Below are 15,051 nucleotides of genomic sequence, written 5' to 3'. Positions count from 1 at the left end.
GGCTGCCTCAGATCCACAGTTTCTTGAAGTTGCGGCCACCGAAGATCAGGTTGACCTGGCCTCGGGTGAACATGATCGCGGTGAACATCGAAGTGACGATACCCAGCGACATGGTGACGGCGAAGCCCTTGATCGGCCCGGTACCGAGGGCGAAGAGGATGCCACCCACCAGCAGGGTGGTCAGGTTGGAGTCGATGATCGCGGTGTAGGCGCGATCGAAGCCTTCCTGGATCGCACGCTGCACACTCATTCCGTTGGCCAGCTCCTCACGTATCCGCGAGAAGATCAGCACGTTGGCGTCCACCGCCATGCCCAGGGTCAGGACGATACCGGCGATGCCCGGCAGAGTAAGGGTGGCACCGATCACCGACATCAGACCGACCAGCAGCACCAGGTTGAATGCCAGGGCCACGGTGGCCAGCACACCGAAGAAGCGGTAGATGGCAATGATGAACAGCGACACGAAGATCATCGCCCACTCGGTGGACTCGATGCCCTTGACGATGTTCTCGGCACCCAGGCTCGGGCCAATGGTGCGTTCTTCAGCGAAGTACATTGGCGCAGCCAGGCCGCCGGCACGCAGCAGCAGGGCCAGCTCGGAGGACTCGCCCTGGCCGTTCAGGCCAGTGATACGGAACTGGCTACCCAGCGGCGACTGAATGGTCGCCAGGCTGATGATCTGCTTCTCTTCCTTGAAGCTCTGGACTTCGACTTCCTTCTCGACGCCGTCGACCACCTGCTTCACGTAGCGGCTCTGCGGGCGCTGCTCGATGAAGATCACCGCCATGCTGCGGCCCACATTGTTGCGGGTGGCGCGGTTCATCAGTTCGCCGCCATGACCGTCGAGACGGATGTTCACCTGCGGGCGGCCATTCTCGTCGTAGCTCGCCTGGGCATCGGTCACCTGGTCACCGGTGATGATCAGGCTGCGCTCCAGCGGCACGGGCGGACGCCCCGGCTCGCGGAACTCGAAGGACTCGGTGCTGGCCTTGTTGGCATCGGCCGCAGCCGCCAGGCGGAATTCGAGGTTGGCGGTCTTGCCGAGAATACGCTTGGCTTCGGCGGTGTCCTGCACGCCGGGCAGCTCCACCACAATACGGTTGGCACCCTGGCGCTGGACCAGCGGCTCGGCGACGCCCAGCTCGTTCACACGGTTGCGAACGGTGGTGAGGTTCTGCTTGAGGGAGTATTCGCGGATCTCGGTGATCTTGGCCTGAGTCAGGGTGAGGGTCAGAACCTGCTGGTCGCCGCGCTCGCCGGTCTTCAGGTCGAAGTCGTTGAAGGTCTTGCGTATCAGGGACTGAGCCTTGTCCAGGCTGTCCTGGTCGCTGAAGCCCAACTGGAAGCCATTGTCGACGCCCGGCAAGCTGCGGTAACGCACGCGCTCTTTGCGCAGCAGGGTGCGGACTTCGCCTTCGTAGATCTTCAGGCGTGAGGTCAGGGCCTTTTCCATATCCACTTCCAGCAGGAAGTGCACACCACCGGAGAGGTCGAGGCCAAGCTTCATCGGTGTGGCACCCAGGCTGCGCAGCCACTGGGGCGTGGTAGGGGCCAGGTTGAGGGCGACCACGTAGTCGTCGCCCAGCGCACGGCGGATGACATCCTTCGCCGGAAGCTGGTCGGCCAGCTTGGTCAGGCGGAACAGGCCACCACGCTCACTGATGCTGGAACTCTTGACCTCGATGCCTGCTTCCTTCAGCGCCGCCAGCGCGCGGTCCACATCGGGCTGCTGGATCTTCAGCGCGGTGCTGGTGCCGGAAATCTGGATCGCCGGATCATCAGGGTAGAGGTTGGGTGCGGAATAGATGAGGCCGACGGTGAGGACCGCCAGGATCAGCAGGTACTTCCACAGGGGATATTTGTTGAGCATGACACCGCCCGTTATGACGCGGGGCGCCCAAGGCGCCCCGTGAATGGTGAAGATGAATCGTTAGATGGCTTTCAGCGTGCCTTTCGGCAGAGTCGCGGCGATAGCGACTTTCTGAATCTTCAGCTCGACGGTGTCGGAGACCTCGATGACCACGAAGTCATCGGAAACCTTGACCACCTTGCCGGCGATGCCGCCGGAGGTGACCACTTCGTCACCTTTCTGCAGGCCGGAGAGCAGGTTCTTGTGCTCCTTGGCGCGCTTGGATTGGGGGCGCCAGATCATCAGGTAGAAGATGACCAGGAAACCGATCAGGAAAACCCACTCGAAGCCGGTGCCGGCAGGACCTGCGGCGGCCGGAGCGGCTGCGTCGGCGTAGGCGGCGGGGATCAGAAAGCTCATGTAGCACTCCTGTTGCGGAAGTTTGAAAGTGTTCGGCCTTGGGAAATGCGGCGTTAGCAGTCCAGGGGCGGTGTCGGTAGTCCGCGCCGGGCATAGAAGGCATCGACGAAGTCGGCCAATTTACCCTGTTGAATAGCCTCGCGCAAACCAGCCATCAGGCGCTGGTAATGCCGCAAGTTGTGGATTGTATTCAACATGCTGCCGAGCATTTCGCCGCATTTATCCAGATGGTGGAGATAAGCCCTTGAGAAGTGTTTGCAGGTGTAACAGTCGCAGCCGGGCTCGAGCGGCGAGTCATCGTGACGGTGAACAGCATTGCGGATTTTCAGCACGCCGGTGTCGATGAACAGGTGGCCATTGCGCGCGTTGCGGGTAGGCATCACGCAGTCGAACATGTCGACGCCACGGCGTACGCCTTCCACCAGATCCTCGGGCTTGCCCACGCCCATCAGGTAGCGCGGCTTGTCCGCCGGCAGGTGCGGCGGGAGGAAGTCGAGCACGCGGATCATCTCTTCCTTGGGTTCGCCCACCGACAGGCCGCCGATGGCCAGGCCGTCGAAGCCGATTTCCAGCAGGCCTTCGAGGGAACGCAGGCGCAGCTCTTCGTGCATGCCGCCCTGGACGATGCCGAACAGCGCGGCGGTGTTTTCGCCATGGGCAGCCTTGGAACGCTTGGCCCAGCGCAGCGACAGCTCCATGGAACGCTTCGCGGTGTCGAAGTCCGCCGGGTACGGGGTGCATTCGTCGAAGATCATCACGATGTCGGAGCCCAGGTCACGCTGGACCTGCATGGACTCCTCAGGCCCCATGAACACCTTGGCGCCATCCACCGGCGAGGCGAAGGTCACGCCCTCTTCCTTGATCTTGCGCATCGCCCCCAGGCTGAATACCTGGAAGCCGCCGGAGTCGGTGAGGATCGGCCCCTGCCACTGCATGAAGTCATGCAGATCACCATGGCGCTTAATCACTTCGGTACCCGGGCGCAACCAGAGGTGGAAGGTGTTGCCGAGGATGATCTGCGCCCCGATGCCTTCGATATCACGCGGCAGCATCCCCTTCACCGTGCCGTAGGTGCCTACGGGCATGAAGGCGGGCGTCTCGACCACGCCACGGGGAAAAGTCAGGCGCCCGCGGCGGGCCTTGCCCTCGGTGGCGAGCAGTTCGAAACTCATGCGGCAGGTGCGCGTCATGCGAGGTCCTCGGGCCCGCGCGGAGCGGGGTTGCGGGTGATGAACATGGCATCACCGTAACTGAAGAAGCGATAGCCCTGCTCCACCGCCGCCCCGTAGGCGGCCATGGTCTCGGGGTAGCCGGCGAAGGCCGAGACCAGCATCAGCAGGGTGGATTCGGGCAGGTGGAAGTTGGTGACCAGGGCATCCACCACATGGAAGGGCCGCCCGGGGTACAGAAAGATGTCGGTGTCGCCACTGAAGGGCTTGAGCTGACCATCCCGCGCGGCGCTTTCCAGCGAACGCACGCTGGTGGTGCCGACGGCGATCACGCGCCCGCCGCGCGCCCGGCAGGCGGCAACGGCATCCACCACGTCCTGCTTCACCTCAAGCCATTCGCTGTGCATGTGGTGGTCCTCGATGCGCTCCACCCGTACCGGCTGGAAGGTACCGGCCCCCACATGCAGGGTGACGAAGGCGCGCTCGACCCCCTTGGCGGCGATGGCGTCCAGGAGGGCCTGGTCGAAATGCAGGCCCGCAGTGGGCGCCGCGACGGCACCGGCGTGCTGCGCGTACACCGTCTGGTAGCGCTTGCGGTCGGCGTCCTCGTCAGGGCGATCTATATAAGGAGGCAACGGCATGTGCCCGACCCGCTCAAGCAGCGGCAGCACCTCTTCGGCGAAGCCCAGCTCGAACAGCGCATCATGGCGAGCCAGCATGGTGGCTTCGGCGCCGCCGTCGATGAAGATCGTCGAACCCGGCTTGGGCGACTTGCTCGAACGTACGTGAGCCAGCACGCGGTGACTGTCCAGCACACGCTCCACCAGGATCTCCAGCTTCCCGCCCGAAGCCTTCTGCCCGAACAGGCGCGCCGGGATCACCCGGGTGTCGTTGAACACCATCAGATCGCCAGGGCGAAGGTAGCCGAGCAGATCGGAAAAGCCACGGTGGGCGATTTCGCCGCTGGTGCCATCGAGCACGAGCAAGCGACTGGCGCACCGCTCGCTCAGCGGGTGGCGGGCGATCAGGTGTTCAGGAAGGTCGAAATTGAAATCGGCAACGCGCATGGTGGATCGTCTCAGAGGGGCGCGAATAGTAGCGGAATTAGGCAAATCTGACCACGCAGGCGGATTGACCGCCCCAGGCGCCCTCCCTATACTGCGCCGCCATCGTGCCCCGGTGGCGGAATGGTAGACGCGGCGGATTCAAAATCCGTTTCTGGCGACAGAGTGAGAGTTCGAGTCTCTCCCGGGGCACCACGATCCTTAGGTCGCAAGACCACCTCCCCTCGTATCAATTCGTCCTTATCTGCGCTGTTCAGCGTTCCCCGAACGACATGTAGTCGCTTGCGCACATGCCGCGTCGAAACTCGCCTGCACGGGGGATTGGCAGCCCCGGACAGTTAGCGTAGAGTGTGTAGCACTGTGTTTGCATGGGTCGCTGTTGAATCGTGACCTGATGCAGTAGATCCGACAGATCCGCTACATCCCGCTCGACTTCTCTTACTCTTTGCAACCAGTTCCTAGCCCTCAGCCCAATGTCGGGCAGAGGCTGAAAATCAACTCCAGTTCCAAGGAAATTGAGACATGTCGAATCGTCAAACCGGCACCGTTAAGTGGTTCAACGACGAGAAGGGCTTCGGCTTCATCACCCCCGAGAGCGGTCCGGATCTGTTCGTACACTTCCGCGCCATCGAAGGCAGCGGCTTCCGCAGCCTGAAGGAAGGCCAGAAGGTCACCTTCGAAGCCATCCAAGGCCAGAAAGGCATGCAAGCTGACAAAGTCCAGATCCTGGCCTAAGTCGCTGCAAGAAAACCCCTGATGCCTCATCAGGGGTTTTTTTATGTCCGCGTTTCGGTGCCTGCCCTTAGAATGCGGCGTCTTCACATGTGACAAGGGCCCTCCATGCCGAAACACATCCTGCGCCCGGAAGGCGATTTCCCCACAGCCGGGGCCGTTCGCCGCTTCGCCGCCATCTTCTATGACTTCCTGCTCAGCGTTGCCCTGCTGATGGTAGTCACCCTCTTTTACCAACAGGCCATCCTGCGCTCGATTTACGGCGGCGAGCGCCTGCGGGAAATGGCCGAGCAAGGCCTGCTGGCCCACGACCCGGTCCTGTCCACAGTGCTGTTCTTCAGCCTGTTCGCATTCTTCGCCAAGTTCTGGACCCACAACGGCCAGACCCTTGGCATGCAGGTGTGGGGCGTACGCATCCAGAATCGCGATGGCTCGGCGGTCAGCCTCTGGCAAGCCCTGCTGCGCTTCGTGGTCGCCATGGGCTCCTGGCTCTGCTTCGGCCTCGGCTTCCTGTGGATGCTCTGGGACAAGGAGAAGCGTACCTGGCACGACCGCTACTCGGAGAGCATCGTGGTGCAACTCCCCAAGAGCGCTCACAAGAAGTAGCGAACATGAAAAAGCCGGCTCCAAGCCGGCTTTTTCATGAGCGACCCGATCAGCCAGCCCGGCGCAACAGCCAGATACCAGCCAACGCACAGATGCCCGCAGGGATCAGCACCGCCAGGAATGGCGGGAATCCGAACACCAGGCTCGATGGCCCCAGCAGGTCCTGACTGATACGCACCACGAAACCGATGACCACACCGGTGAAGATGCGCTGCCCCAGGGTCACCGAGCGCAGCGGCCCGAAGATGAAGGAAATCGCCATCAGCACCAGCGCCCCCGTCACCAGCGGCTGCAACAGCTTGGTCCAGAAGGCCAGCCAATAGCGGCTGCTGTTGAGGCCCTGCGCGGTCAGGTAGTGCACGTAGCTCCACAGGCCACTGATGGAGAGCGCCTCGGGCTCCATCACCACGGTACTGAGCAGTTGCGGGTTGAGCTGGATGTCCCAGCGCTCGTTGCTCGCATCCACCACCTCGGTGTGATCACCGCGGAAGTGAGTGGTGGTCACGTCCTCCAACTGCCAGTGATCACCCTGGTACAGCGCACGCCGGGCGAAGCTCGCAGCCTGCATGCGCCGCTCGCCGTCGAATTCGTAGCGGGTCACGCCATAGAGCACACCATTGGGCTGCACAGCATTGATGTGCACGAACTCATTGCCCTGGCGATGCCACAGCCCCCGCTTGGAGGTCTGGGCCTCGCCACCGCCCTGGGCCAGGGCACGGTTGGCCTGGGCCAGATTTTCGCTCCAGGGCGCCACGTATTCACCCAGCAGGATGCCCGCCAGCATCAACACCAGCAGCGGCTTCATCACCGCCCAGACGATGCGACCGATGGAAACGCCAGCCGCCCGCATGATGGTCAACTCACTGCTGCTGGCCAGGGTACCGAGGCCGATCAGGCTGCCGATGAGCGCCGCCATGGGCAGCATCTCGTAGGCACGGCGCGGCGCAGTGAGCAGCACATAGCAGATGGCGTCCATCAGGGTGTAGTTGCCCTTGATGTCGCCCAGCTCATCGATGAAGGCGAACAGCAGCGCCAGGCTGATGATCACACCCAGCACCGCCAGGATGCCGAAGAACACACTGGTACCGATGTACCTGTCCAGCTTAGCCATGGGCCACCTCACGAGCAGAACGACGGGCGGCCCATTTCAGACGGAGCGGTTCCCAGTAAAGCAACAGCAGCCCCACGCCCAGGAAGATGCCATGCACCCACCACAAGCCAAGGGCCATCGGGATCTTGCCCTTGTCGAGCTGGCCACGGGCGGCAATCAGCATCGACAGGTAAGCCATATAAAGGAGGATCGCCGGCAGCAGCTTGAGGAAGCGCCCCTGGCGCGGATTCACCCGCGACAACGGCACTGCCAGCAGGGTCACCACGAACACCAGCATCGGAATGGACAGACGCCACTGCAGCTCGGCCTGGTAACGCGGGTTGTCGCTACCCAGCAGGTCGCGGGTCGGGATCGCCTCGCGCTCACCGATCTCGGCACTGATCTCCGGCTTCGGCAGGAGGATGCCGTAGGTCTCGTACTTGATGGCGCGGTAATCGGCCTTGCCCGGGTTGCCGTCGTAGCGGTAACCGTTCTCCAGGATCAGGTAGCGGCTGCCGTCCTCGTGGATGACTTGGCGCCCGCTCTCGGCCACCAGCACGCCGATGCCCTGCTCCTTGCTGTCCTGGGACAGGCGCTTCTCGGAGATGAACACCCCGCCCAGCTCGCCGCGGTCCGCCGACAGGCTCTCGGTATAGGTCACCCGATCACCGCTTTTGAGGGTCTGGAAACGGCCCGGCACCAATGTGTCGAACTCGGTCAGCGCGTCCTGCTGATTGAGGATGCGCCCCACTGCAGTCACACCCTGAGGCGCCAGGCCCAGGCTAAGCCAGGCCACCATCAGCGCGACCAGTGCAGCCGGCGCCAGGCTATACGCCACCAGGCGCTGCTGGCTCATGCCGGTGGCAGACAGCACCGTCATCTCGCTGTCCAGGTAGAGCCGGCCGTAGGCCAGCAGGAAGCCGAGGAACAGGCCCAGCGGCAGGATCAGTTGGAGGAAGCCCGGTATGCGGTAGCCCATGATCAGGAACAGCACGCCAGGGTCCAGGGCACCCTGCGCCGCCTGGGCCAGGTACTTGATGAATCGACCGCTCATGATGATCACCAGCAACACGGCGCTCACCGCGCTGAGGGTCACCAGGACTTCGCGGGACAGGTAACGGAAGACGATCAAACCAGACACTCCAGGGTTGTCAGGCTCAGGCGGCTACGCTCAAACTAGCCGCTTTGTGGCCGGCACGCCCGAACGGGCACGCCACGGAAAATGGCCGGCATTATATCCTGCAATCCCGACTCTTTGTCTTGGGGACATCACATGGAATTCCTCGTCAAAAGCGCACGCCCGGAAACCCTGAAGACCGCCACACTGGTGGTCGCCGTTGGCGAAGGCCGCAAACTCGGCACCGCAGCCAGCGCGCTGGACACCGCCACTGGCGGCGCCATCGCCACCCTGCTCAAGCGCGGCGACCTGGCCGGCAAGGTCGGTCAGACCCTGCTGCTGCACAGCTTGCCCAACCTGAAGGCCGACCGCGTACTGCTGGTCGGCATCGGCAAGGAGCGCGAGCTGACCGACCGTCAGTTCCGCAAGGTGACCGCTGCCGTCGGCAGTGTGCTCAAGGGCCTGGGTGGCAGCGATGCCGTGCTCACCCTCGGTGAACTCAAGGTCAAGGGCCGCGACGCCTACGGCAAGGCCCGCCTGCTGGTGGAGACCCTGGCCGACGGCAGCTACCGCTTCGACCGCTTCAAGAGCACCAAGGCCGATGCCCCGGCCCTGAAGAAGATCACCCTGCTGGCCGAGAAGGCCGAGCAAGCCGACGTCGAGCGCGGCAGCCTGCACGCCCGCGCCATCGCCACCGGCATGGCCTACACCCGCGACCTGGGCAACCTGCCGCCGAACCTCTGTCACCCCAGCTTTCTCGCCGAGGAAGCCAAGGCCCTGGCCAAGGCCCACAAGAACCTCAAGGTCGAGGTGCTGGACGAGAAGAAGCTCAAGGAGCTCGGCGCCGGCGCCTTCCTCGCCGTCGCACAGGGCAGCGAGCAGCCGCCGCGGATGATCGTGCTCAACTACCAGGGCGGCAAAAAGGACGACAAACCCTTTGCCCTGGTCGGCAAGGGCATCACCTTCGACACCGGCGGCATCAGCATCAAGCCCGCCGCCGGCATGGACGAGATGAAGTACGACATGTGCGGCGCCGCCAGCGTCCTCGGCACCTTCCGTGCCGTGCTGGAGCTGCAACTGCCGATCAACCTCGTCGGCCTGCTGGCCTGCGCCGAGAACATGCCCAGCGGCGGCGCCACCCGCCCCGGCGACATCGTCACCACCATGAGCGGCCAGACCGTCGAGATCCTCAACACCGACGCCGAAGGCCGCCTGGTGCTGTGCGACACCCTCACCTACGCCGAGCGCTTCAAGCCCCAGGCCGTGATCGACATCGCCACCCTCACCGGCGCCTGCATCGTCGCCCTGGGCGCCAACACCTCAGGCCTGATGGGCAACAACGACGCCCTGGTGAAGCAGATCCTCAAGGCCGGCGAGTACGCCGACGACCGCGCCTGGCAACTGCCGCTGTTCGAGGAATACCAGGAGCAACTGGACAGCCCCTTCGCCGACATCGCCAACATCGGCGGGCCCAAGGCCGGCACCATCACCGCCGGCTGCTTCCTGTCGCGCTTCGCCAAGAAGTTCCACTGGGCCCACCTGGACATCGCCGGCACCGCCTGGGTCAGCGGCGGCAAGGACAAGGGCGCCACCGGCCGCCCGGTCCCGCTGCTCACCCAGTACCTGCTCGACCGTCTCTGATCCACTGCGACACCTCCCGGCGCCCCAGGCGCCGGGCCTCTTTCCAGGAACACCGAAATGACCCGCGTCGAGTTCTACGTCCTGTCCACCAGTACCCCGGCAGACCGCCTGCGCGCCGCCTGTCAGCTGGCCGGCAAGGCCTGGCGCCACGGCATGCCGGTGTTCGTCCGCTGCGCAGACGACGCCCAGGGCCAGGCCCTGGACGAACTGCTCTGGCAGTTCCGCGCCGAGACCTTCATCCCCCACGCCCAGTACGGGGAAGACCCGCACGCCCCGGTGGTCATCGGCCGGGACCAGCAGCCCGGCGCCAGCCAGGGCCTGCTGATCAACCTCGACCCGACCCTCTCGCCCCACCTCGGCCACTTCAGCCGGGTCATCGAGATCGTCAACCAGGAGCCAGCCCTGCTTGCCGCCTGCCGGGAGAATTTCCGCACCTACCGGCAGCGGGGCTATGATCCCAAACGAGTCGAACTCTGAGCCGCACCATGGACAACCCCAGCCAGCCTCCCCGCCCGGCCCACCTGCTGGACGACCTCGAGTCCATCCGCGCCCTGCTCGATGAACACACCAGCAGCGAGCCGCCCCTGCTCACCGAATCGGTAGACCCTGCCAGCATCCCTCTGCTGTCCGAGATCGTCGAACCGCCGCCGTTCAGCCTCAGCCCGGCGCCCCAAGCCGCCCAGCCGGCGACACCCGCCGCCCCGCGCCCGGCACCCGCGCCCGTGAAGGCCGCCGCTCCCGTACCGCCCGTCGCCCCGGCGCCTGCAGCGCCCAGTGCCGCCCAGCCCTCCGTGCGCGGCGGCGTCGAAGCCGCCACGCAAACCCAGCTCGATCGCTTGGACAGCGAGCTGCGCGCCGCCGCCCAACTGATCCTGCAGGACGTCATCGACGACTTCGTCCCGCAGATCGAAGCCGAGCTCAAGCGCCGCCTCAACGCCCGCCTCACCCGCCTGCTCCCCCAACTGCCGCGACGCAGCTGACCGCCTGCGTAGCGGCCTTTGGCCGCCTGGGTTTTGCCCGTTATACTCGGCGGCTTTCCGATCAGTTGCCGACACGGTCCCGCCGCACACATGGACAAGACCTACCAGCCCCACGCCATCGAAACTTCCTGGTACCAGACCTGGGAGAAGAACAACTACTTCGCCCCGCAAGGTTCCGGCGAGCCCTACACCATCATGATCCCGCCGCCGAACGTCACCGGCAGCCTGCACATGGGCCACGGCTTCAACAACGCGATCATGGATGCGCTGATCCGCTTCCGCCGCATGCAGGGCCGCAACACCCTGTGGCAGCCCGGCACCGACCACGCCGGCATCGCCACCCAGATGGTGGTGGAGCGCCAACTGGCCGCCCAGGGCATCAGCCGCCATGACCTCGGCCGCGAGCAGTTCCTCGACAAGGTCTGGGAATGGAAGGAACAGTCCGGCGGCACCATCACCCGCCAGATCCGCCGCCTCGGCTCCTCCGTCGACTGGTCGCGCGAGCGCTTCACCATGGACGACGGCCTCTCCGAAGCGGTCAAGGAAGCCTTCGTCCGCCTGCACGAAGACGGCCTGATCTACCGCGGCAAGCGCCTGGTCAACTGGGACACCAAGTTCCACACCGCCATCTCCGACCTCGAAGTGGAGAACCACGACGAGAAAGGCCACCTGTGGAACCTGCGCTACCCCCTGGCCGACGGCAAGAAGACCGCCGAAGGCAACGGCTACCTGATCGTCGCCACCACCCGCCCGGAAACCATGCTGGGTGACAGCGCCGTCGCCGTGCACCCGGAAGACGAACGCTACAAGGCCCTGATCGGCAGCTTCGTCGAACTGCCCCTGGTCGGCCGCCGCATCCCCATCGTCGCCGACGAGTACTGCGACCCCGAGTTCGGCACCGGCTGCGTCAAGATCACCCCCGCCCACGACTTCAACGACTACGAAGTCGGCAAGCGCCACGACCTGCCGCTGATCAACATCTTCGACAAGAACGCCGCCGTGCTCGCCACCGCCCAGGTGTTCAACCTCGACGGCAGCGTCAACGACAGCCTCGACGCCACCCTCCCGGCCCAGTTCGCCGGCCTCGACCGCTTCGAAGCACGCAAGCAGGTCGTCGCCGCCTTCGAACAGCTCGGCCTGCTGGAGAAGATCGAAGACCACGCCCTCAAGGTGCCCAAGGGCGACCGTTCCGGCACCGTCATCGAACCCTGGCTGACCGACCAGTGGTACGTCTCCACCAAGCCCCTGGCCGAACCGGCCATCGCCGCCGTGGAAGATGGCCGCATCCAGTTCGTGCCCAAGCAGTACGAGAACATGTACTTCTCCTGGATGCGCGACATCCAGGACTGGTGCATCAGCCGTCAGCTCTGGTGGGGCCACCGTATCCCCGCCTGGTACGACGAAGCCGGCAACGTCTACGTCGGCCGCGACGAGGCCGAAGTCCGCGCCAAGTACAACCTCGGCGACCAGCCGCTGCGCCAAGACGAAGACGTCCTCGACACCTGGTTCAGCTCCGGCCTGTGGACCTTCTCCACCCTCGGCTGGCCGGGACAGACCGAGTTCCTCAAGACCTTCCACCCCACCGACGTCCTGGTCACAGGCTTCGACATCATCTTCTTCTGGGTCGCCCGCATGATCATGCTGACCATGCACCTGGTGAAGAACGAGGACGGCACCCCGCAGGTTCCGTTCAAGACCGTCTACGTCCACGGCCTGGTGCGCGACGGCCAGGGCCAGAAGATGTCCAAGTCCAAGGGCAACGTCCTCGACCCGCTGGACATCGTCGACGGCATCACCCTCGACGCCCTGCTGGAGAAACGCACCAGCGGCATGATGCAGCCCAAGCTCGCCGAGAAGATCGCCAAGCAGACCCGCATCGAGTTCCCCGACGGCATCAACAGCTTCGGCACCGACGCCCTGCGCTTCACCTTCTGCTCGCTTGCCTCAACCGGCCGTGACATCAAGTTCGACATGGGCCGCGTCGAGGGCTACCGCAACTTCTGCAACAAGCTGTGGAACGCCGCCAACTTCGTCATCGAGAACACCGACGGCCAGGACACCGGCATCAATGGCGAAGCCGTCGACCTCTCCTCCGTCGACCGCTGGATCATCAGCCAGCTGCAGCGCACCGAAGCCGAAGTCACCCGCCAGCTCGACGCCTTCCGCTTCGACCTGGCCGCCCAGGCCCTCTACGAGTTCGTCTGGGACGAGTACTGCGCCTGGTACCTCGAACTGGTCAAGCCCGTGCTCTGGGACGAGAACGCCCCCATCGAGCGCCAGCGCGGCACCCGCCGTACCCTGGTGCGCGTACTGGAGGTCATCCTGCGCCTGGCCCACCCGTTCATGCCCTTCATCACCGAAGAGATCTGGCAGCGCATCAAGGGCCAGGCCGGCGTCAGCGGCGACACCCTCATGCTGCAACCCTGGCCGGTGGCCAACGAAAGCCGCATCGACGCCGCCGCCGAAGGCGACATCGAATGGGTCAAGACCCTGATGCTCGGCGTGCGCCAGATCCGTGGCGAAATGAAGATCTCCATGGCCAAGCGCATCGACATCATCGTCGCCAACACCAATGCCGAAGACCTGCGCCGCCTGGCCGACTTCGAGCCCCTGCTGAACAAGCTGGCCAAGCTCGAATCCGTCCGCGTCCTGGCCAACGACGAAGAAGCCCCCATGTCCGCCACCGCCCTGGTGGGTGACATGCAGGTGCTGGTGCCCATGGCCGGCCTGATCGACAAGGACGCCGAACTGGCGCGCCTGGACAAGGAAATCCAGCGCCTGGACGGCGAGGTCAAGCGCGTCGGCGGCAAGCTCGCCAACGAAGGCTTCGTCGCCAAGGCCCCGGCCGAGGTGCTCGAAAAGGAGCGCGCCAAGCTGGCCGAGGCCCAACAGGCCCTGACCAACCTCACCGAGCAGCGCGGGCGCATCGCCAGCCTGTGATGCACAAGAGCCCGCCCATCGACAGATCGGCGGGCTTTTCATTACCCGCTTTCCCGTTCACTGCAGAAAGGACTTCCCCATGTACGCGCTGATGGCCCTGCTGTTCATCGCCGGTTACCTGTGCATCGCCCTGGAGCACCCGCTCAAGGTCGACAAGGCTGCCTCCGCCCTGATCACCGCCGTACTCTGCTGGACCGTCCTGGTCCTCGGCATCGACAGCATCGCCCCCGGCCTGGCCCAGGGTGAACACGGCGTCAGCGGCGAACTGCGCCACCACCTGGGGGAAATCTCCGAGATCCTGTTCTTCCTGCTCGGCGCCATGACCATCGTCGAACTGGTCGATGCCCACGAAGGCTTCAAGGTCATCACCGACCGCATCCAGACCCACAAGCGCGTCACCCTACTGTGGATGATCGGCTTCATCACCTTCTTCCTCTCCGCCGTGCTGGACAACCTCACCACCACCATCGTCATGGTGTCCCTGCTGCGCAAACTGATCCGCCACCAGCACGAGCGCTGGTTCTACGCCGGCATCGTGGTGATCGCCGCCAACGCCGGCGGCGCCTGGTCCCCCATCGGCGACGTCACCACCACCATGCTCTGGATCGGCCACCAGATCAGTGCCAGCGGCATCATCGTCAGCCTGTTCATCCCCAGCCTGGTGTGCCTGCTGGTGCCCCTCGCCGTCCTCAGCTTCATCCTCCGCGGCGAATTCCAGCGCCCCGACGACGAAGCCGATGCCGCCGAGCACGACCCCACCACCCCCTTCGAGCGCAACCTGGTGTTCGCCCTCGGCCTCGGCGCCCTGCTCTTCGTCCCGGTGTTCAAAGGCATCACCCACCTGCCGCCGTACATGGGCATCCTCCTCGGCCTTGGCGTCCTCTGGGTCGTCACCGAATGGCTGCACCGCGGCAAGCATGACGAAGACAAGCACCCGCTCTCGGTGATCGGCGTCCTGCGGCGCGTCGACACCCCCAGCATCCTGTTCTTCCTCGGCATCCTCCTGGCCGTCTCCAGCCTCGCCACCGCCGGCCACCTCAACCAGGTCGCCGCCGCCCTCAAGGACAGCCTCGGCAACGTCTACGCCATCAACATCGCCATCGGCCTGCTGTCCTCCGTGGTCGACAACGTGCCTCTGGTGGCCGGCGCCATGAAGATGTACCCGCTGGCCACCCCCGAAGCCGTCGCCGCCGCCGGCGACCAGGCCGGCTGGCTCGGCCAATTCGTCGTCGACGGCACCTTCTGGGAACTGCTCGCCTTCTGCGCCGGCACCGGCGGCAGTTGCCTCATCATCGGCTCCGCCGCCGGCGTCGCCGCCATGGGCATGGAGCGCATCGACTTCATCTGGTACCTCAAGCGCATCAGCCTCCTGGCCCTGCTCGGCTACCTCGCCGGCGCCGCCACCTACATCGGCCTCGCCCAGCTCTGAAGGGAACGACACGG

At 64.8% G+C, this 15,051-nt stretch carries 13 protein-coding genes and 1 tRNA gene; 8 read left to right on the top strand and 6 right to left on the bottom strand.

Annotated elements, in window-relative coordinates; all coding sequences use genetic code 11:
- Positions 1–7: 7 nt before the first annotated feature.
- The 4 genes from secD to queA are packed head-to-tail and all read right to left on the bottom strand — an operon-like array spanning position 8 to position 4,505.
- A complete protein-coding gene (gene secD / locus A7D27_RS14365) occupies positions 8–1,870 on the bottom strand; it encodes a protein translocase subunit SecD (protein WP_069565284.1) in 1,863 nt (620 codons plus the stop codon).
- Between the two features lie 60 nt (positions 1,871–1,930).
- Complete coding sequence (yajC, locus tag A7D27_RS14360; protein ID WP_069559338.1) at positions 1,931–2,269, bottom strand: preprotein translocase subunit YajC; 339 nt, start codon at positions 2,267–2,269, stop codon at positions 1,931–1,933.
- 53 nt (positions 2,270–2,322) lie between these two features.
- Entirely contained in the window at positions 2,323–3,441 is a 1,119-nt protein-coding gene (tgt, locus tag A7D27_RS14355; RefSeq protein ID WP_165664657.1) for a tRNA guanosine(34) transglycosylase Tgt, read from the bottom strand.
- Positions 3,442–3,455: 14 nt separating this feature from the next.
- On the bottom strand, positions 3,456–4,505 hold the full coding sequence (gene queA, locus A7D27_RS14350) for a tRNA preQ1(34) S-adenosylmethionine ribosyltransferase-isomerase QueA (RefSeq protein ID WP_069565282.1): 1,050 nt from the start codon (positions 4,503–4,505) through the stop codon (positions 3,456–3,458).
- Between the two features lie 106 nt (positions 4,506–4,611).
- Between queA and A7D27_RS14345 the strand changes: the two genes are divergently transcribed.
- The 3 genes from A7D27_RS14345 (at position 4,612) to A7D27_RS14335 (ending at position 5,840) form a co-directional block, all read left to right on the top strand.
- Positions 4,612–4,697 (top strand) — tRNA-Leu (locus A7D27_RS14345).
- A 327-nt stretch (positions 4,698–5,024) separates the two neighbouring features.
- Positions 5,025–5,237, top strand: coding sequence for a cold-shock protein (locus tag A7D27_RS14340; RefSeq protein WP_069559341.1), 213 nt, complete (start codon positions 5,025–5,027; stop codon positions 5,235–5,237).
- A gap of 105 nt (positions 5,238–5,342) precedes the next feature.
- On the top strand, positions 5,343–5,840 hold the full coding sequence (locus A7D27_RS14335; RefSeq protein ID WP_069559342.1) for an RDD family protein: 498 nt from the start codon (positions 5,343–5,345) through the stop codon (positions 5,838–5,840).
- 49 nt (positions 5,841–5,889) lie between these two features.
- Here the strand turns inward: A7D27_RS14335 and lptG are convergent, their stop codons facing one another.
- Positions 5,890–6,951 (bottom strand): LPS export ABC transporter permease LptG, encoded by a 1,062-nt coding sequence (gene lptG, locus A7D27_RS14330; RefSeq protein WP_069559343.1) that lies wholly within the window; start codon positions 6,949–6,951, stop codon positions 5,890–5,892.
- A complete protein-coding gene (gene lptF / locus A7D27_RS14325; protein ID WP_069559344.1) occupies positions 6,944–8,062 on the bottom strand; it encodes an LPS export ABC transporter permease LptF in 1,119 nt (372 codons plus the stop codon). The genes lptG and lptF overlap by 8 nt, the downstream gene beginning before the upstream one ends.
- A 141-nt stretch (positions 8,063–8,203) precedes the next feature.
- Here lptF and A7D27_RS14320 point away from each other — a divergent pair, with 141 nt between their 5' ends.
- From A7D27_RS14320 to nhaD, 5 genes are all read left to right on the top strand, one after another.
- A complete protein-coding gene (locus A7D27_RS14320) occupies positions 8,204–9,688 on the top strand; it encodes a leucyl aminopeptidase (RefSeq protein WP_069565281.1) in 1,485 nt (494 codons plus the stop codon).
- A 57-nt stretch (positions 9,689–9,745) separates the two neighbouring features.
- Entirely contained in the window at positions 9,746–10,165 is a 420-nt protein-coding gene (locus A7D27_RS14315; RefSeq protein ID WP_069565280.1) for a DNA polymerase III subunit chi, read from the top strand.
- 8 nt (positions 10,166–10,173) lie between these two features.
- Entirely contained in the window at positions 10,174–10,668 is a 495-nt protein-coding gene (locus A7D27_RS14310; protein WP_069565279.1) for a DNA polymerase III subunit chi, read from the top strand.
- A gap of 90 nt (positions 10,669–10,758) precedes the next feature.
- The gene (locus tag A7D27_RS14305) at positions 10,759–13,608 is read left to right on the top strand and encodes a valine--tRNA ligase (RefSeq protein ID WP_069565278.1); all 2,850 of its coding nucleotides are present in this window, start codon (positions 10,759–10,761) and stop codon (positions 13,606–13,608) included.
- A gap of 79 nt (positions 13,609–13,687) precedes the next feature.
- Positions 13,688–15,037: a sodium:proton antiporter NhaD gene (gene nhaD / locus A7D27_RS14300; RefSeq protein ID WP_069559349.1), complete on the top strand. Its 1,350-nt coding sequence runs from the start codon at positions 13,688–13,690 to the stop codon at positions 15,035–15,037.
- Positions 15,038–15,051: the final 14 nt, after the last annotated feature.

This window comes from Pseudomonas sp. 1D4 (assembly GCF_001728925.1).
Lineage (GTDB): Bacteria > Pseudomonadota > Gammaproteobacteria > Pseudomonadales > Pseudomonadaceae > Metapseudomonas > Metapseudomonas otitidis.
Note: the sequence above shows the minus strand (reverse complement) of the source record. Positions and strands in the feature narration are given on the sequence as shown.